Genomic DNA, 19193 nt, shown 5'->3' with positions numbered 1-19193 from the left:
GTTTGTTCAGCCGAAGAAAGTCCGGACATCCTCGATTTCGCGCGTGATCGGCGTGGCCGGAAGGCTCTTCAGGAACAGTTTGCCGTAGGGGCGCGAGGTCAGCCGCGGGTCGCACAGCACCAGCACGCCGCGGTCGTTGACGTCGCGGATCAGGCGGCCGGCCCCCTGCTTGAGGGCAATCACGGCCGACGGAATCTGCCACTGCACGAAGGGATTGCCGCCGGCATCACGCATTGCCGCCAGGCGTGCCTCCAGCACCGGGTCGTCCGGCGCGGCGAAGGGCAGCTTGTCGATGATCACGCAAGACAGGGCCTCGCCGGCCACGTCCACCCCCTCCCAGAAGCTGGCAGCGCCCAGCAGCACGCCATTGCCCGAGTTGCGGAAATCGGTCAGCAGCTGGTGCCGCGGCGCCGTGCCCTGCACGAACAGCGGATACGGCAGCTGGCCCAGCCGCTCGGCCGCGCGGCGCAGGGCGCGGTGCGAGGTGAACAGGAAGAAGGCGCGCCCACGCGACGCTTCCAGTACCGGCAGCACGGTGTCGACGACGCGGTCGGTATAGTCCTGCGCGCCGGGATCGGGCAATCCCCGCGGCAGGTAGGTCAACGCCTGGCGTGGGTAGTCGAACGGGCTGGCCAGGCTCAAGGTGACCGGGTCGTCCAGGCCCAGCTGGCGTGCGAAATGCTGGAACTCCCCGGCGACGGACAAGGTGGCCGAGGTCAGGATCCAGGCGGCCCGGCTTTGCTGGCGCAGGGCGCGCAGCGGCGGGGCCAGGTCCAGCGGCGTGGCGCTGAGGGCAAAGCCCTGGCTGGTCAGTTCGTACCAGTGCACCCAGTCGCGCGCGCCGCCGTCGAGTACCTGGTCGAGTTTTTCCACCAGTCCCTGGCAGCGCTCGTGCATGGCGGTCAGCCCGCGCGAACGCTCGGCCTGGCTGCCCAGGGCGGCTTCCAGCTCGCGCAGCGCGGCCTGCAGTTCGCGCAGTTCCGACAGGGCGAAGCGATCCTGCTCGATCAGCGTGAACGAGCCTTTGGCCGGATGCTTGTCCAGCGCCAGCCGCACGCGCCGCAAGGCCGAGCCGGTCGCCGCAATCGGCTCGCGCAGCACGGCGAAGGCGCCGCTGACGGAGCCGCATTCGGCTTCCGTGTCATTGCCCAGTTCCTGCAGCTGGCGGGCGGAAAACGTGACTGAGAAGAACTGCCCGGCGAGGTCCGGAATCTGGTGCGCCTCATCGAGGATGAAGGCATGCGCACCGGGCAGGATTTCGCCGAAGCCCTCCTGCTTGATCGCCAGGTCGGCAAACAGCAGGTGGTGGTTGACCACGACCAGGTCGGCTTCCTGCGCCGCACGGCGCGCCTTGACCACGAAGCATTCGTTGAACTGGGGACAGTCGGCGCCGAGGCAGTTTTCCGCGGTCGAGGTGACGCGCGGCCAGAGCGGCGAGTCTTCCGGCACGCCGAGCACTTCGGCCTTGTCGCCGCTGCTGCTGCGCTGCGCCCAGGTACGCAACACCTGCAGCTGGCCGACCTGCTCGCGCGAGGCCAGGCGGCCGTCGCGGTGGGTCTGGTCCAGCCGGTACAGGCAGACGTAGTTGGCACGCCCCTTGAGCAGGCTGGCCTTGATGCGCGCGCCGGTAACCTGGCGCACGCGGGGCAGGTCGCGATGGAACAGCTGGTCCTGCAAGGTCTTGGTGCCGGTGGAGACGATCACGCGCTTGCCCGACAGCACCGCCGGCACCAGGTAGGCAAAGGTTTTGCCAGTGCCGGTGCCGGCTTCGGCGATGAGGATATGCCGGTCGTCCATGGCCTCGGCCACAGCCGCAGCCATGTCCTGCTGCGAGCTGCGCGGGGCAAAGCCCGCCACCTCGCGCGCGAACGGGCCGTCAGGCCCGAGCAATTCCCTGACGTCGTGCGCCACCGCGCTTACAGCCGCTGGCGTGGCGGCACTTTGCAGTTCGCCAGCTGCGCCTTGGCGCTCGTGGCGCTGGCTTCGTCCTTGGCCGCACGGCGCGATTCGATCACCGTGGCCCAGTTGCGTGCGCACAGGCTGCCGAGTTTGGGGCCAAGCTCGAACGATTTGCGCGCCAGCGCTTCCGCATCAGGGAATTTGCGCAGGGCAATCAGCAGTTCGGCCTTGAGCTGGAGAATTTCCGGTGCATCGGGCGCCAGCTTGAGGGCACGGTCTATCGCCGTCACCGCCTCGGCGAACTTGCGTCCGGCTTCCAGGTCCGCCGCCTGCTTGAGAAAACCGTCCACGGCCGGGTCGCGCAGCGGCGCCACTTCGACCGAGGAGGCAGTACTGCGGCCGGCGTCGCGGATTTCCTTGACCGCGTCGCGATCAGGCCGCGAGCCCTTGCCGCTGATCGTGCCGCCTTCGCCGCCGCAGGCGCCCAGCAGCAGCAGGGCTGCGGCCACGCCGGCGTAGCGGATGCCAGCCCGCGTCGATTTCATGCTGTTGCCTTCCATTGTCTTCCCCATCGCTTCCGTCACCTCAATCCTGCGGCGGCACGTCACTGGAAGTGCCGCCGAACCATTCGCGCAAACGCTCCATTGTGCACCCTTGCTCTTCCTGCGGCACATAGCCAGCCACGAACGGCAGCTGGCGTGCGCCCGGACAGTCTGGCGCCGTGCGCTGGCCCGACTCGGGATTGACCCAGGCCAGTTCCAGGCCCTGCCCCAGCGGCAGATCCAGCGGCCGCGTCGGCAGCTGGTCGAACAGCGCCGTCCACACCTTGAGCGCACCGGTCGCGCCGACCAGGCCGGTGGGCTTGTTGTCGTCGCGGCCTACCCAGACCACCGCCAGGTGATCGCCGGTGAAACCGGCATACCAGCTGTCGCGGGAATCGTCGCTGGTGCCGGTCTTGCCGGCGGAATTCAGGCTGGCCAGCGGACCGGCGCCCACCGCACGGGCAGTGCCGCGCGTATTCACCTGCTGCATCGCATAGGTGACCAGGCGTGCCGCCTCGACATAGTCGCCGGCACCGGGCTTGGTGCCGTAGCGGCGCAGCGGCTTGCCATCGCGGTCGAGCACACCGCGCACCGCGATCACCGGCAGCGCATGCCCGTCGGCGGCAAAATATTGGTACAACTGCGCAACTTCCAAAGGTGACATATCCAGCGCGCCGAGCAGCAGCGACGGATTCGGATTGATGTCGCGGCCAAAGCCGAACGAGGCGATCAGCGCACGCACGCGATCCACCCCCACCAGCATGCCCAGGCGCACCGTGGAGAGGTTCCAGGAATTGACCAGCACGTCGATCAGGGCGACGCGGCCATGAGCGACCTTGTCAGCGTTCTGCGGCATCCAGGGCTTGCCGCTGGGCTGGGGCAGGCTGACCGGCGCGTCTTCGACGATGCTGGCCAGGGAGTAACGCTGCGGCTGGGCCAGAGCGACCAGAAACACGAACGGCTTGACCAGCGACCCGATGGGACGGCGCGCATCCAGTGCACGGTTGAAGCCGGGCTGGTCCGGCGCGCGGTCGCCGATCACTGCCTGCACTTCGCCGTCGCGCGCACCGGTGATGACCAGCGCGGCCTGGGTTTCTTCCTGCTTCTTGCCCAGCGCCTTGAGGCTTTGCTGCAGTGCCTGTTCGGCCGAGATCTGCGCCGATGGAGCCAGGGTGGTCAGCACCGACAGGCCGGCGCCGCGCAGCGCCGCATCGTCGTAGTCGCGCTTGAGCTGGGCACGCACCAGGTCGATGAAGGCCGGGAAGCGGTTGCGCGGCAGGCCTGGCGTTTCGGCAATGCCGAGCGGACTGGCCTTGGCCCGGGCCAGCTCGTCCGCGTCGATCAGGCCGGTGTCGAAAAACTGCTGCAGTACCAGGTTGCGCCGGTTCAGCGCGCGCTCGGGCGCGCGGCGCGGATCGTAATAGCTGGGCCCCTGCACCAGGCCGACCAGCAAGGCCACGTCGGGCGCGCGCAAGGTATTGAGCTCGCGGCCGAAGTAGAACTCGCTCGCGGCGGCGAAGCCGTGCACGGCCTGGCCGCCCTGCTGGCCGAGGAAGATCTCGTTGACATAGGCCTCGAGGATGCGCTGCTTGTCGTAGCGCGACTCGATCAGCAAGGCCAGCAGCGCCTCGTTGCCCTTGCGCAGGAAGTTCTGGCCGCGGTCGAGGAACAGGTTCTTCACCAGCTGCTGGGTCAGCGTGGAACCGCCCTGCACCACATGGCCGGCGCTGAGATTGGCCCAGCTGGCGCGCAGGATGGCGATGAAATCCACGCCGTGGTGATGCTTGAAATTACGGTCTTCCACCGCCTGCAGGCCCGACACCAGCAGCGGCGGCATCTGGCCCAGCTTGGCCACGCGGCGCTCTTCCTGCTCGGCGCCGTACAAGGTGGCGATGCGTGCCGGATCCAGGCGCACGCGTTCCAGTGCCTTGCCGGTGTCGATGTCCTTCAGGCCGGCCACGCGCGAACGCGCCAGCAGCACCTCGATGCGGCGGGCCTTCTCCAGTCCGTCCAGCGAGGCGAAGGCGCGGCGCGAAATGACGAAACGGTCGCCGTCGCGCATGAAGCTGCCCGGCGACCGGGCGCCGGTGATTTCGTCGTAGCGGGCGGCTTCCAGCTCCAGGCGCAGGGTCGGCGCATCCAGCGGCAGGCCCGGACGCAGTTCCAGCGCCCGCGCATAGATGCGCGTCGGCGTTTCCCAGGACAGATCGTCGAAGCGCTCGCGCACCTGCGCATCGAGGTACAGCGTATAGGGCACCAGAAAGGCGACGACGGCGCCCAGGCCTAACCAGAACGGGGCACGCAGCCAGCGCCAGGACAAACGCGCCAGCTCGGCACAGCGAGCAATGAAGGTCAAAGCGATCCAGACCCGGGTCGAGGTAGCCAAGCCGCCGGCGGGGCCTGGCCCCGGCCGCGACGCCGATACGGCCCGGCCACAGTCCAGGCCGGCGCGGGTCGCGGCAGTGTACCCGATGCGTCGATAGCACTGCCCTGAACGTCTGCGCGGTACTGACGGTTTCGCGGCGCTGCCCTATCCGCGATAATCCGCCTCTTTTCGCGTGCGCGGTTTTCGTTGCGCAACAAGGATCTATACCTACCGTGCCGGAAACCGAAAGCAACGTCACTTCCGTCCGCCTGCTGGTACACGGCAGCGCCAGCGCCGCCTGGTGGCAGGCTTTGCAGCAACAGCTGCCGGCCCAGGCCGCCCTTGCCTGTGCCTCGGCCGACTGTCCCCTCGACGGCATCCCCTGCCAGGCGGTCGCCGGCGACAGCCTGGCGTCGCTGCTGCAGCAGGCGCGCACGCGCTGGCCGCAGCAGGATGTCATCCTGCTGCAGGCCGGCACGCAGACGCCGCCGCGCTTTGCCGAACGGCTGCTGGCAGCACTGGCGTTGGACGGCGTTCTGGCAGCCAGCCCGCTCGACGACAGCAGCGCGTGGAATCCCTGCGCCGACGCCGCAAGCACAACCAGCGAACGCATCGACGCGCTGTGCCGCGCCTATGGCCGGGGCTTCGCCCTGGACAGCGGCGAAGTCTCGCTCCTGGCCAGCGCCTGGCAGGGCCGCGGCCTGGCGGCGCTGGATCTGGCCAGTCTGCCCAGCGGCCTGGCCTCGCTACCCGGCCGCTGCGTGCGCATCGACACGCTGTATCTCAGCGGCAGTGGCACCCGGAGCAAGCCTGCCACAGCTCCGGCCAGCGCCCTGGGCGAACTGCGCCAGCGCCTGGCCCAGGCGCTGCAGTCCGGCGATTTCCAGCCGGCGCTGTTCGGCTACGACGGCCGACCGGTGCTGCTGCACGTACTGCACGGCTGGGGCGGCGGCGCCGAACGCTTCGTGCGCGACCTGGCCGCCAGCGATAGCGCCCATGCGCATCTGGTCCTGCTGGCCCGCGGCAATTTTCCCCGACGCCGCTTCGGCGAAGTGCTGGAACTGTATGACGGCAGTTTCCTCGGACCACCGCTGCGCCAGTTGGTCTTGCCTCGGCCGATCGCCGACACCGCGCTGGCCGCCTACGACTGGCAGCAGTTCTTCCACGGCGTGCTGGCCGACTACCGCGTCGATGCGTTGCTGGTGTCTTCGCTGATCGGTCATAGCCTGGATGCGCTGCGCAGTGGCCTGCCGACCTGCGTCGTGACGCACGACTGCTATCCCTTGTGGCCGCTTCTGCACCGCGATTTCGGCGATGCCGCCCTGCCCTTCGACGCCGCCCAGCTGCACAGCGACCTCGCCGCCGCCGATGCCGAATTCGAGTTTGCCTGCCGCGAGCCGCGTTACTGGCAGGCACTACGCGACGGCTATGTGCGCGCCGTGGTCGACAGCGGCGCCACGCTGGCCGCCCCCAGCCGCAGTGCGCTGGCCAATGTGCTGCGCCTGGCACCCGAATTCGGCGCGCTGCGCCAGCAGGTGATTGCGCATGGACTGGGTCAATGGCCGCAGCCACCGGCCGCAAGCGAACCGCCGCCGCGGCAACGCCTGCGCCTGCTCGTACCCGGCCGCGTCCGCCGCGGCAAGGGCGCCGAGCTGCTGCACGCCATGCTGCCGGGACTGCGCGAGCATGCCGAACTGATCCTGCTGGGCGCCGGCGCCGAAGGCGAGCACTTCTTCGGGCAGCGCGACGTGCATGTGCTGCTCAACTATGCGCATGCCGACCTGCCCCGGCTCGTGGCCACGCTGCAGCCCGATGCGGCGCTGATCCTGCCGACAGTCGCGGAAACCTTCAGCTATACCTTGTCCGAGTGCTGGAGCCTGGGCCTGCCGCCGATCGCCACCCGCGTCGGTGCCCTGGCCGAGCGCATCGAGGATGGCGAAACCGGCTTCCTGGCCAAACCCGATGCCGCTGCGCTGCTTGCCCGCATCGCGGCCATCGCCGCGGCGCCGCAGCAGTTGCAACGCGTGCGCGCTCGCCTGCGTACCCACGCACCACGCACGCTGGCGCAGATGAGCGCCGACTACGCCGCGTTGCTGCCCGCGGCGCCGCGATCCGCCGCGCCGCCGCTGCGCCATGCCAGCCCGGAGCAGATTCAGCTGCTGGTTCAGCAGGGCGAACTGGCCGCCCAGCAGCAGGCGCTGCAGCGGCAGGCCGCCACGCTGAAAAAACAGACGCAGGAACTGGACCAACGTGCCGAATGGGCGTCGGGCCTGGATCGCGCATTGCGCCGCGCCCAGCGCGACGTGCGCCATCACCAGCTCACCATCGACCTGGGCCGCAGCGAGATCGATCGCCTGGTCGCCGAAGGCGAGCAGCGCACCGAATGGCTCAAGCGCACCCAGGACGACTACAGCCGTCTGGAAACGGAATTCGAACTGCGCACGCGCTGGGCACTGAACCTGAAAACCGAACTGGATCTCGCCCACGGCAGCCTGTCCTGGCGCCTGACCCGGCCGCTGCGCTATGCCATGCGCAAACTGCGTGGCGCGCGTGCACGCCTGGCCTTCAGCCTGACCCGCAGCCGCGGCTTGCTGCAGCGCATGCGCGGCAGCCTAAAACGGCGCGGCCTGGCCGGGACCGTGCAGCGCGCGCTGCGCGAATTCCGGCGCGGCAAGCCACCGGCCGTGGCCGTGCTGCAAGGCCTGCCGCAACAGGCGGCGACCAGCATCGTCCTGCCGGCCTGGCCGCAGCCGCAGGTATCCATCGTCATTCCGGTCTACAACAAGATCGCCTATACCCTCGCCTGCCTCGCTTCGCTGGCGCAGCACGCCGGCAAGGCCAGCTTCGAAGTCATTGTCGTGGACGACTGCTCCAGCGACGACACGCCCAAAAGCCTGGCCGACGTGGACGGCCTGCGCGTGGTGCGCAACACACAGAACCTCGGTTTCGTTGGCTCGTGCAATGCCGGTGCCGCCGCAGCACACGGTGAATTCGTACTCTTTCTGAACAACGATACCGTGGTCACGCCGGGCTGGCTGGAAGCGCTGCTGCGCTGCTTTGCCGAGCAGCCCGACGCCGGCTTGGTCGGCGCCAAGCTGGTCTATCCGGACGGCCGCCTGCAGGAAGCCGGCGGTATCGTGTTCCGCGACGGCTCGGGCTGGAACTACGGCCGCTTCGAAGATCCCGCCGATCCACGCTACAACTTCCGCCGCGAAGCCGACTACTGCTCGGGCGCAGCGATCATGCTGCGGCGCAGCCTGTTCGAGCAGCTCGGCAGCTTCGACCGCCGCTACGCGCCGGCCTATTACGAAGACACCGACCTCGCCTTCGCCGTACGCGCCGCCGGCCTCAAGGTCTACTACGAACCGCAATCCACCGTCGTGCACTTCGAAGGCATCAGCGCCGGCACCGATACCGCCAGCGGCATGAAACGCTACCAGGTGGTGAACCAGGAAAAATTCCTGGAAAAATGGAAAGACGCGCTCACACGACAGCCGCTGCCTATCGACGACGCAGCCAAGGCGCCGCACGCAGCCAGCTTCCGCAAGTCCCGGCGGCTGCTGATCGTCGACGCCTGCACGCCGACGCCGGACCAGGATTCCGGCTCGCTGCGCATGGTCAACCTGATGCGCCTGCTCGACGCCCTGGGCTGGCAGGTCACATTCTTCTCCGAGAACCGCCTCTACCTCGACGGCTACACCCCGGCGCTGCAGGCCCTGGGCGTGGAAGTGCTGTACGCGCCGTACATGAACGATCCGATCCGCCTGTTCCGCCAGCGCGGCGGCGAGTTCGATGCCATCCTGCTGTCGCGCCACTACGTCGCCATCAACTATCTCGGTCTTGCGCGCCTGTACGCGCCCAAGGCCAAGCTGATCTTCGACACGGTAGACCTGCATTACCTGCGCGAACAGCGCGCCGCTGCGCTGGAACACAGCGAAGAACTCAAGCGCAAGGCCGAACGCACGCGGGCACAGGAACTCAAGCTGATCCGCGAATGCGATGCGACCCTGGTGGTCAGCCCGGTCGAACAGGCCCTGCTTGCGCGCGAACTACCGCAGGCGCGCGTGGATATTCTTTCCAATGTGCACGAAGTGTTTGGCTGCCGCACGGCATTCGCCGAACGCAAGGACCTGCTCTTCGTCGGCAGCTTCCAGCATCCGCCCAACGAAGACGCCATGCTCTGGTTCGCCCGCGACATCTTCCCGCTGGTGCGCACCGCGCTGCCCGAGGTGCGCCTGCACGTGATCGGCCAGCCGGTGCCGCAAGCCCTGCGCGAGTTCGAAAGCGAGCATTTCGTGCTGCACGGCTTCGTTGCCGACCTGGAACCGTTCATGGACGGCTGCCGTATTTCGGTCGCGCCGCTGCGCTACGGTGCGGGCGTCAAGGGCAAGGTCAACATGGCCATGAGCTACGGCCTGCCGGTAGTGGCAACCACCGCCGCCGTGGAAGGCATGCACATCCAGGCCGGTAGCGACGTGCTGGTCGCCACCGATGCGAGCGGCTTTGCCGAGGCCATCGTGCGCCTGTACGACGACGCAGCGCTGTGGCAGACCTTGTCGGCCAACGGCCTGGCCAACGTACAAAGGCATTTTTCCTTCGACGCGGCGAAGAAGGCACTCGCGCGAATCCTCGCCTGAACATCCGCAGTGTGCGATGAGCGCAGCGAATTGCACCGTCGCGGTCTGGCCGTTTGCGACAAGGACCCGGCTGCCTTGCGGTGCAATTCGCTGCGCTCATCGCCCCCTACGAGGCGGCGCCAAAGCGCAATGCCGCCGCGCGGCAACCTCTGCTAAGGTGCGCGCGTTCTTTCACTGCGGAGCGCGCGCATGATCCACGACAGCATTCTCGATACCGTAGGCCGCACCCCCGTCGTCCGCATCAATCGCCTCGCACCGGCGGGCGTGGAGATGTACGTCAAGCTCGAGGCATTCAATCCGATGTCGTCGGTGAAGGACCGCCTGGCCCTGGCCATCGTGCTCGACGCGGAAGCCAAAGGCCTGCTGGCACCGGGCCAGATGATCGTCGAGGCTACCTCGGGCAATACCGGCATCGCCCTGGCCATGGTCTGCGCGGCCAAGGGCTATCAGTTCGTTTCCTTCATGGTGGAAACCTTCTCCATCGAGCGGCGCAAGATCATGCGTGCGCTCGGCGCCAAGGTGATCCTCACGCCGGCGGCCGAGCGCGGCAGCGGCATGGTCAGGCGCGCCGAAGAATTTGCCGCCCGGCACGGCGCCTTCCTGGCCCGCCAGTTCGAGAACGAAGCCAACCCGGCTTATCACCGCAATACCACCGGCCCGGAAATCCTGCAGGATTTCGCCGGCCGCCGACTCGATACCTTCGTCACCGGCTGGGGCACCGGCGGTACCTTGACCGGCGTCGGCGAAATGCTTCGCCTGGCGCGTCCCGAAGTGGAAATTGTCGCCACCGAACCGGCCGGCGCTTCGCTGCTGGCCGGCAACGAATGGAAGCCGCACAAGATCCAGGGCTGGACACCGGATTTCGTCCCCGCCGTGCTCAAGCGCAATGTTGCCCATCGCATCATTCCGGTCGACGACGTGCTGGCGCGCGATACGGCACGCCTGCTCGCCGCACAGGAAGGCATCTTCTGCGGCATTTCCGCCGGCGGCACCTTTGCCGCGGCACTGGAAGTGGCACGTAGCGCCACCGCAGGCCAGGTGATCCTGTCTATGCTGCCCGACACCGGCGAACGCTACTTGTCCACTTTTCTGTTCGAAGGCGTCAACGAGGGCTCGGACGACGAGTGGCTGCAAAGCCTCTGATGCCGTCGCGATAGCGGCATGGCCTGGTGCCAGCGCAAAAAGAAAGCAGCCTCGCGGCTGCTTTCTTTTTGTCTTCTTGCCGGACTTTCTAAGCTGCGCAGGTTGCGAACACACCGCGGGCACACGCCGGCGCCGAGGCAAGCCCCCCACAGATTGCCTGCCGCAATCGAGCGCCCGCCTCAGTTGACGCTGATCTTGCTCAGCACGATGGAACGGTTCACGCCGTCGACGTTGTAGCTGAAATTCGCCTGCGTGGCCGAAGTAAAGGTCAGGGTGAACGTGCCGACATTGGTCAGCTGGCGCGCGTCCGGATTGTAGTTCGGCCCCCAGGGCGAACCGGTCCAGCGCACGACGCGGCCACTGGCGACGTCCACGCCGGTCCAGGCCGGGTCCAGCTGGTACCACGAGGCGCGGCCCTGGCCGTCATAGACAAACCACAACGCGAACAGCAGCTGGTTGAACTGGAACATGCTCAAGCCACGGCCGCTTTCGCTGGAAAGATCCCACTGGCCGGTGTAATCGCGCGTCGGTCCGTTGCTCGCCGCCGCACCGAGGAACTGCTGGATGGACGGGTAGATCTGGTCGAAGCGGGAGTAATAATCCACATTGCCCGCTGCTTCGCTGAGCCCGCTGTTGCTGCACGAGGCGCGGCCGCCGTAGAGGCCGCCGCGCAGCTGATAGCCGTTGCTGCCCAGGGTGAACAGGCCCGAGCCGCTGCTGCCGCCTTCGGTGGTGCCGCTGCTCCAGGAGGCGCGCAAGGTACTATTGATCAGCTGGCCGCCCAGATTGAGATTATCGGTGACGCCGCTATGCGTGCCGCGGCTGGCCTTCTTGATGTCGCCCGACGGATGATGGATGCCGAGGATCGCGCTGTTCGGCGTCAGCGGATTGGCACTCCACCCCGCCAGTACCGCACCAGCCGGCGGATTGCCGTTCAGGCGCAGCAGCGCGCCGTCGGTAGTCGACTGCGAATACGACAACTGCGCACCGCCGCCGACCTGGATGTTCGGGCCGTTCTGGTCGCTGCCGCAGCTCGGCGTCTCATTGTTCCAGAAGGTCACCAGCGAGGAGGCTTCCGACTGGTTCCCGATGCAATGGTGCGCCGTGAAAAACCAGGGAATCTGACTGCTGTCGACCAGATCGTTGATCAGCGTGCCGCTGCAGGTATAGGTGCTGCCGCCTGACTGGAACAGCATGCGCGCGACAGCGTTCTTCACGCTGGTGAAATTCGCGCCCAGCGTACCGGCCAGGCAAACCACGTCGACATTGCAGCTCTCGGAATCGCCCAGCGCCTTGCTCAGCGGTTCGGGTGCCTGCTGGCGCAGCAGCAGATGCGAAACTGCATCCACGTTCAGCACGACCGTGGCCGGATCGACGTTGGCCGGCACGAACAATTCCAGGTGCTGCAGTTCGCCGTCGGTCACTGCCGTCCAGTACACACCGTCGGCACCTGCCTGGGCCTTGGCCGCCGCGCCGTCGACGGCATAGATCTGCTCGCTGTAATCCGTACCGGCTACGCGCAACTCCGCTGTGTCCGGCCAGTTGGCGACACGCAGGCCGGTGCGCAGGGCGCTGGCGCCGGTCGAGGCGACATCGAGCCTTGCGACCGAACCGCCGGCTACCGCCTGCCACTGCAGCCGCGGCAGATCGTCTACCGCTTCACTGGCAATCGCCCGGCCTATGCCGACCTGCAGGCGGCGTTGGCGCGCCTCCGCATTGCGCTTGCGCACCGCCGTAGCTCGTTCTGGCGCCAGCGCCGGCAAGCGCAGCGTTGCGGTACCAGCCTTTGCAGCGCCCGCGCGCCACTGTTCCTGTTTTGGCGCCGATGCCGGATCGGGACGGTAGACCTCGCTGCTCGTCTGCGCGTATTCCGCTGCATTCGCCGCAGCAACCAGAGACAGGGCCAGCATCACGCTGGCGGACCGCAATTTCATGGCAAGCTCCAAAGCAAACGGGCCAGCCTGGCCCGGTGGTGGCGACTATACGCCGTCAAAGTCAGCAGATAGTACGCAGGGTCGCGGCTTTTCCTGTCAGCACAGCGGGGCCGCAACCGCGTGAACCCCTTCAGTTTGACGGCGTCGGCGAGCGCGCTCGCAAGCGGCACCGCCTGCCTGTACGAACGATGCAGGCAACGGCGGCCGAACATTGGCGGTCGCGGTTCGGCCAGTACTCGTCGATGCTTTTTTCAGGGAGGATTTGAGCGAGAACGATGCAGCGAAGTGCGAGCGCGGCAATGGCCGCGGGCTGGTGCAATCAGCTTTGCCGGCGTTGGGCGCGGACGCTTTCGTCGCGCCGCTGCATCAGGGTGGCATAGGCGATGGCATCGGCCAGCCGGTCGTAGCGATACGGTCCCCAGCGGAAGCGGGCACCTTCACGCACGATAGCGAACATGGCCATGCGGCGGTGATCGGTTTCCGACAGAAGCGCAGCGGGCCTGGCCTGGGGAGCATTGCTGCTGCTATCGACGGTGCGGCGGAGCGGGCCATTCAACAGGGCATAGGCAGCCGCATCGCTCAGCCGCTCGTAGCGATAGCCGGCGTAATGAAAATGGCCGTCGCCAAACGTAATGGCGTGCTGTTGCATGACGGCCAGATCGGCAGGCGAGCATTTTTGTCCAGGCAGGGGAATCTCCGCGCGAGACCGGCAAACGGTTTCTGCGCGGACGCAGCGAGCTGCCACCCGAGGCGCAGGCGGAACGAAACCGCCTTCGGAAATGAAGGCATCGACCGCCGCGAGATACGAGAAATCCTGCGTCGGGCGATGTACTCGCACGTTCTTCATGGCGCGGGTTTCCAAACTCTGGTGCGAACACCGGCGTGCAGCACAGCCGCTCAAGCAGAAGCCCGAGCGGCCATTCACCAAGTTACGCGCGATCAGCTCTGCGGTTCGACGACGGCAGAGAGCTGGGTTGCGCCGGCTTCCGATTCGGGCTCCGACTTCGCGACATCCGCGCCATCCGGCTCGCTGACTGTGGCCGGCGTAGCGACCGGCTCCGCGTGGGAATCGTCTTTGACGCTGGCGTTGCTGGCGTTATGGGAATTGTTCATGGCAATCACTCCTGAATACCGTCCGTGGCGTATTGCATGCGAAAAAGGCGACAACGGGCATGACCCGTCGTGTTGGACGTGCCGGCGCCCGGCACATGAGTAAGCCGCAACAGCAGATCGCGCACGGCGAAGCCATTGCATTCGATAGAGAAAAGCAGCTGGACGACTCGGCATCGTCGGGAACCCGACAGGGGCGTCGTAGTTCGGAGGGTTGCTGCGCGACTATGCGCCTAAATTTGTTATTTGTCCGTTACGAATCGACAAATATATGTCCACATATATAATTTATATAAACTGCCAAATCGCCACGCGCGCCTCGCGCGCATGGCCTTGCAAACACCGCCGGGCGCATCCAGTTTGATGGCCGATAGATCCGCATTCTGTTGCCGGCTTCCTGCCTGCGAATCACTGGAGTAGACCATGACACTCTCAAACGCCGCACGCCGCCGCGCCGTAAGGCTGGGGGCGACGGCGACGCTCGCGCTGGCACTGGCCTCCATGCAGCTTGCGGCGGCACCTGCGGATGTTCCCGTCGACGGTGCGCGGCGCTGCGACAGCGCCGCCAGCGACCAGCGCACCGCGGCGGCGGTCCTGGCGCGCCTGCAATGGAACGTGTTGCTGGATGCGACCGACATCAATGTCGCCGCAACGGGCGGACGTGTCGAGCTATGGGGCTTGGCGCGCAGCGAAGCGCAAAAGACACTGGCCGGCAGCCTGGCGCTGGACACCTACGGCGCCGCCAGCCTGAGCAATCAGATCGACGTCAACGACTGGTCGCCGCACACCGAGACCGCGCAGCTCACTGCAGCCACCCGCCAGCAGGAGCGACTGGCGCGAGCATCGCAGTCCGACCGCTGGCTGAGTGCCGCGGTCAGCTACACGCTGTCGTTCTCGCAGACCATCGCCAGCTGTGCGATCGCCGTCAGCGCCAGCAACAGCATCGTCGAACTGCGCGGCACCGCCGTATCGGCCTCCGCCCGCCTGGCGGCGATTGCCGCGGCCGAAAACACGATCGGCGTGCGCTCGGTCGACGCGGTTCAACTTGTGGTCGCGGAATAGCGGCGGGGGCAACGGCCAACGACAAAGGCCCGGTTTCCCGGGCCTTTGTCTATCACACTGAATTGTATGGTGGGCGGTACAAGTTTCGAACTTGTGACCCCTGCCGTGTGAAAGCAGTGCTCTACCGCTGAGCTAACCGCCCGGAGGGCGCGGACTTTAAACCGTCCGGTCTACCCGGTCAATCGCAACAACAACCTTGGTGCCGACGAAGGGAATCGAACCCCCGACCTACTGATTACGAATCAGTTGCTCTACCAACTGAGCTACGTCGGCGAAAGGCCGCGCAGTATAGTTACTCGCCGTGGGCGTAGCAAGGCGACCGAGGAATGGATCGGTCCCGCTGCCAGGGCACTTACCAGCACTTGCCGTTAGTGTCGGTGCCGGACTTGCCCTTCACACCCGAATTGGTGATCGTCAGCGTGCCGCACTTGTCCTTGGCCTGGGGGTTCGGCTTGCCGACATTGGGGTGGCCGGCAGGGAATACGGTCGGCGCGGTTGCCTGGATCAGATACTGCTGGTTGCCGCCGACCAGCTGCACCGCAACGGTGTAGTACTCGCTGCGCAAATTCGGCATACCAAGCCCGGCCGGGGCGGCCCCTGCGATGTCGTTGGTATAGCGGTTGAAGTTGGTGTAATAGCGCTCCTCTGCCGACGCCACGCGCATCATCAGTTCACGCGCCTCGGCGCGGCGACCGCGCTCGACATAGCGCGAGTAGTTCGGCACGGCGATCGCAGTCAGGATGGCGACGATGGCCACAACGATCATGACTTCGATCAGGGTGAAGCCCTGACTGACTTTCTGTTTCACGACCTTTCCCCTAACTGATGACATTCGCGCCGTTATGGCTGAGGAGAGGCGGGAAGGCAAGCAACATCCGCAAGCCTTCCCGCCGATTGTGAACTACTCGGTGAAATCCAGGGCTTCGCGCCAGGAACCGCGGCGCCAGACCGGGACAACGTTGAGCTCTACCGGCGGACCACCGCCAACCGGGGTAATGCCTGGCAGGATCAGACTACCGCCACCGAGCCGATTCACAGCACCTAGCTGTCCCGCAGCCGGCGGATTCGCTACGACCACACCCGCAAAGGCTTTTCCTGCTCCCGGAGAACCGCCGAACGCGCTGTCGAGCAGCGTACCCGGCGGACCACCGTTGCGCGAATCGACCACGATAATGGCGCCCGTACGTGCCGGATCGCAGGGGTTGTCGCCAGCCGGAATCACCGTCGAAAACACCGCAAAACCGTTCGCGAAAATCGGCGTCAGCGTAACGACGTTGCGCTCGCCCAGAGTCGGCAGATTGATGCGCCAGCCCTCCTGGGTATCCAGCATCGGATTTTTGGTAACCGACCGGCGATTGTTCGGCTCGTTGAGCATGGTCTGATTCACCAGCTGCGTCAGCGTGGTCCGGCTCATTCCCGGACCTCTGTCGCGAATGCCATACAGGTATTGCTGCGGCGTGCCGGTGGCAAGACGGTCCTCGTCGCCCAGGTACTTGCCGGTGCCGAACAGCAGGATCGACTTGGCCGGACCGCGCGGCGCGTCGCTGAAGGCAATCGGTGTAACGCTGATCGGCTGCTTGCCGATATTCGCCGCGACGCCATCGTAGGTCTGGAACATCAGGGTAACGGTCCAGTCGGCAGGATTCGGCTTCTCCAGATCGAACCGCCACAGATTGCCTGCAAGATCGCCCGCCACAGCGAACGAATCGATGTTGGTATCGCGCCCACGGTTGTAGTTCACCACTTCGGGGCCCGACAGGCCGTAGCTGGTGACCGCGGCCGGCGTGCGTAGCTCGCGAATGAGCGCACCGGTGTCGAGATCGATCACAAACAGCGAGGTCTGGTTGGCTATCGCCGGCGCAATCGTGCTGTCGGGGCCAGTCTTGGGGAAGTAGCCGCTGGAGATCAGTACCACCCACTTGCCATTGGCCAGACGCGCCAGGTTGGCCGAATCGTAGGTGTAGCCCAGATTGGCGGCATCGGGATTGGTGGTGCCATCCGCGTTAAGCGCGTTGAACTCCCACAGAACCTTGCCGGCGACGCCGCCTTCGGATTCGGTCGCGGCCGCGTCGCTGATATCGAGAGCATAGATACCGCGGCCGCCAAATCGCAGGCTGCCAATGAGAATCGAGCGCCATTTGCCGCGAATATATGCGTCGCCAATGATCGGCCTGTCGTCGACGGTAGGCACCAGGCCGCTGTTCTGCGCTGTAAGCTGGCGCAGTTTTCCATTGGTGAACAACGTGCTGGGGATATAGGCCCAGGCCTCGTTGCCGTCCTTGTCGAACGCATGCAGCATGCCGTCGTTCGCCGCCAGGAAAATACGTTCCTTGCGCGTCAGGCTTTCGGTGCGGTACTTGCTGAACGATTTGAACGGCAAGCCCATTTCCGGCGCGCCTGCTGGCCAAAGATCGTCATACAAGGTCTCGACCGGGCCGTAATAGCGCGGCTGGCCATTGACCACCGGGCCTAGCACCGAACCACGCTTGCGCAGCGGATTCGTGGTCAGATTTTCCGAGGTGCGATCCCCACGCAGAAAATTCAGGCGTTCGGAACCGCGGGCATCCACGCCGTTCAAGTTGGCCTGCTGCACCGCGTTGAGCGAGGTCCAGCGGAACGGCTTGCCGCTGTTGAGTGTGCCGCTGGACGTGACGATGACGCGGGAACTCGGGTCTTTGGCCGGCGTGTTGGCACTCGAACCGGTCGAGGGGCAGGGCCCGCCCGTCAGCTTGCAGCCCGCATCCCAGTTGACTGTCGATAGGAGGTTGCCGAACTCGTCGATGTTCTGCGCCATCAGATAGCCGGACCAGTCGGCCGAGTCGTAACCGGCAACATAGCCGGCCGTCGTCGTGGTCAACACGCCGGTGCTGACCGCGGGGGTGGTCGAAGCGCCGCGGCGGGTAAGGATGCTGGTCAGGATCTCGGTCAGCTTGTCGACCAGCACGGTCGGGTTGTCCGCACTGAAGTACTGGCCGCGGGAATTCACGGCCGCGTGCCAGGTGTCGTCCAGAGCCGGCTTCGAATTGTTGGACGGCGTAGGCCATGCCAGCGTGCCGGTGCGCAGTGCGTTGTAGTCCGTCGGATAATTGAGATTGCCAGCGATGCCCAAGGCAACCATGAACTGCACGACATGCTGCCAGGTCGCCGGATCATTGGCCGGATTCCAGTACACCGAGGGAACCGAACCGGGGTCGTTCGGCGGCACCGTCACCGCAGCAGTCCGATCCGCCCAGTACGCAGGCACCTTGTTCGCGAGCGTCGGCTGCAGGTCTCGCGCCCAGTAGTTGAAGGCAATATTGGAAATGGACGAGTCGTACGCCGTACCCGCCACATTCCAGTAGATCGTGGTCAGCGGGTCCGTGACGGAATAGACCTTGCCGTCCGGCAGGGTGACGCCGCTGTTCTGCTTGACGTAGGGCGTAGGCGTGGTCGGATCGCCCTCGTTCCAGTAACCGTCCGTCACCAGCATGTGGAAGTTCTGCCGGCATTCCAGACTGCGGAAACTGCCGCCCGCAACCAGCGGCGGGTAGTAGTACGGGTTCATGTTGTCGCCGCTCAGCGAGCGCTCGGCCACCTTGGCCGCTTCGATCGTCGCGCGCCGATTCGGCGTGCCGCCATTGTTGGTGACCTCGAACATCCAGTTGAAGAAACTGGTCTTCCAGGTACTGGTCATTTCCTGGACCTGGCGGCCGCGGATCGCCGGCGTACTGGTGATGAAGTCGGCGTTGATGGTCTGCCAGATCACCCGCACCTTGTTGTCCAGTGTCTGGCCGCCGAACGTGCGCGACAGCGCAGTACGCGTCATGAGGTTGCGCGTACGGTAATACGAATACCAGTTGGCAAAACGCTGCTTGATCGGCACCAGCACTTCCGGGGCCGGCGGCGCCGGCTTCGGATCGGTGGCGGTGCCGACAACCTTCAGGACGCAGTTGGTCTCATTGCGGTTCGGGCACTCGAACCAGAATGCGCCTCCGCTCGCCGGGCGGAAGGCGGATGGAATGGTGCGATTGTCAGCGGCCAGCGCATTCGGCCGGTTCGTCGTCGCCGTCTCGTTGCCGAAGCTCTCGTAGAATCGGGTACCGAGATTCTTGGTATTGCCGGCGTTGTAGCAGTAGCTCGGCGACCAGTTGTGGCAGATGCCGTCACGCCAGGCCGCGTCGAAGTTCGAATTCGGGAAGTTGATACCGTCCGGGCGCATCGGCGGCGGATAGTCCTTCAATGGATCAAAGTACATCTTGTTCCATTTTGAATCGTAGTAGTACCTGTAGCCGTACTCGTCCGCAATGTCGTCCGGAAGTGCGGTGGCGCCCATCGAGCCCGAATCGTCGAAGGTGACGATGACGTTCGGATTCACCGCACTGCTCAGATCGGGCGGCGCGGTGCCGAGATCGACCGTGCCCGCTGTCGCGGGCGCTCCGCTAAGGCCAGCCCCGAGCGTAAGCGCGGCGACGGCAGCGGCAAGAAAAGGCGAACGGAGGAATTTGGTCAGTGACATGGTCTT

Annotated in this window: 11 protein-coding genes, 2 tRNA genes and 1 pseudogene; 4 read left to right on the top strand and 10 right to left on the bottom strand. The window is 65.9% G+C overall.

Annotated elements, in window-relative coordinates; translation table 11 throughout:
* Positions 1-6 precede the first annotated feature (6 nt).
* Genes yoaA through mrcB form a run of 3 tightly spaced genes read right to left on the bottom strand, consistent with a single transcriptional unit; the run spans position 7 to position 4797 of the window.
* Positions 7-1911, bottom strand: a complete 1905-nt coding sequence (gene yoaA, locus DFR29_RS12955) for a DNA repair helicase YoaA (protein WP_486679322.1) — start codon at positions 1909-1911, stop codon at positions 7-9.
* Between the two features lie 5 nt (positions 1912-1916).
* Positions 1917-2444 carry a tetratricopeptide repeat protein gene (locus DFR29_RS12950; RefSeq protein ID WP_133819033.1) on the bottom strand — a complete coding sequence of 176 codons (528 nt, stop codon included), beginning with the start codon at positions 2442-2444 and terminating at the stop codon, positions 1917-1919.
* A gap of 40 nt (positions 2445-2484) precedes the next feature.
* Positions 2485-4797, bottom strand: coding sequence for a penicillin-binding protein 1B (gene mrcB, locus DFR29_RS12945; RefSeq protein ID WP_243746042.1), 2313 nt, complete (start codon positions 4795-4797; stop codon positions 2485-2487).
* A 242-nt stretch (positions 4798-5039) separates the two neighbouring features.
* Here mrcB and DFR29_RS30390 point away from each other — a divergent pair.
* The 3 genes and pseudogenes from DFR29_RS30390 to cysK all read left to right on the top strand — a co-directional run.
* Positions 5040-6821: pseudogene (locus tag DFR29_RS30390) on the top strand (glycosyltransferase family 4 protein); the annotation flags it as partial.
* A 513-nt stretch (positions 6822-7334) separates the two neighbouring features.
* Positions 7335-9443 carry a glycosyltransferase gene (locus tag DFR29_RS30060; protein ID WP_243746054.1) on the top strand — a complete coding sequence of 703 codons (2109 nt, stop codon included), beginning with the start codon at positions 7335-7337 and terminating at the stop codon, positions 9441-9443.
* A 189-nt stretch (positions 9444-9632) separates the two neighbouring features.
* The gene (gene cysK / locus DFR29_RS12935; RefSeq protein WP_133819031.1) at positions 9633-10586 is read left to right on the top strand and encodes a cysteine synthase A; all 954 of its coding nucleotides are present in this window, start codon (positions 9633-9635) and stop codon (positions 10584-10586) included.
* Between the two features lie 179 nt (positions 10587-10765).
* Here cysK and DFR29_RS12930 read toward each other — a convergent pair whose 3' ends face one another.
* The 3 genes from DFR29_RS12930 to DFR29_RS29170 all read right to left on the bottom strand — a co-directional run bounded on the left by DFR29_RS12930 (position 10766) and on the right by DFR29_RS29170 (position 13633).
* Positions 10766-12520 (bottom strand): trypsin-like serine peptidase, encoded by a 1755-nt coding sequence (locus DFR29_RS12930; RefSeq protein WP_133819030.1) that lies wholly within the window; start codon positions 12518-12520, stop codon positions 10766-10768.
* A 319-nt stretch (positions 12521-12839) separates the two neighbouring features.
* Positions 12840-13382: a hypothetical protein gene (locus DFR29_RS12925; RefSeq protein ID WP_133819029.1), complete on the bottom strand. Its 543-nt coding sequence runs from the start codon at positions 13380-13382 to the stop codon at positions 12840-12842.
* A gap of 77 nt (positions 13383-13459) precedes the next feature.
* A complete protein-coding gene (locus DFR29_RS29170) occupies positions 13460-13633 on the bottom strand; it encodes a hypothetical protein (protein ID WP_166654063.1) in 174 nt (57 codons plus the stop codon).
* A 420-nt stretch (positions 13634-14053) separates the two neighbouring features.
* On the opposite strand from DFR29_RS29170, the gene DFR29_RS12920 reads away from it, so the two are divergent.
* Positions 14054-14692, top strand: coding sequence for a BON domain-containing protein (locus DFR29_RS12920; RefSeq protein WP_133819028.1), 639 nt, complete (start codon positions 14054-14056; stop codon positions 14690-14692).
* Positions 14693-14759: 67 nt separating this feature from the next.
* Here the strand turns inward: DFR29_RS12920 and DFR29_RS12915 are convergent.
* From DFR29_RS12915 to DFR29_RS12900, 4 genes are all read right to left on the bottom strand, one after another.
* A tRNA-Val gene (locus DFR29_RS12915) sits at positions 14760-14834 on the bottom strand.
* A 55-nt stretch (positions 14835-14889) separates the two neighbouring features.
* Positions 14890-14965: transfer RNA gene (locus DFR29_RS12910), tRNA-Thr, on the bottom strand.
* Between the two features lie 79 nt (positions 14966-15044).
* A complete protein-coding gene (locus DFR29_RS30055) occupies positions 15045-15500 on the bottom strand; it encodes a type IV pilin protein (RefSeq protein WP_166654062.1) in 456 nt (151 codons plus the stop codon).
* Between the two features lie 93 nt (positions 15501-15593).
* Positions 15594-19187, bottom strand: a complete 3594-nt coding sequence (locus DFR29_RS12900; RefSeq protein ID WP_166654061.1) for a pilus assembly protein — start codon at positions 19185-19187, stop codon at positions 15594-15596.
* Positions 19188-19193 lie beyond the last annotated feature (6 nt).

Origin of the sequence: Tahibacter aquaticus, assembly GCF_004363655.1 — a bacterium.
Lineage (GTDB): Bacteria > Pseudomonadota > Gammaproteobacteria > Xanthomonadales > Rhodanobacteraceae > Tahibacter > Tahibacter aquaticus.
This window is presented reverse-complemented; position numbering and strand designations above follow the sequence as displayed.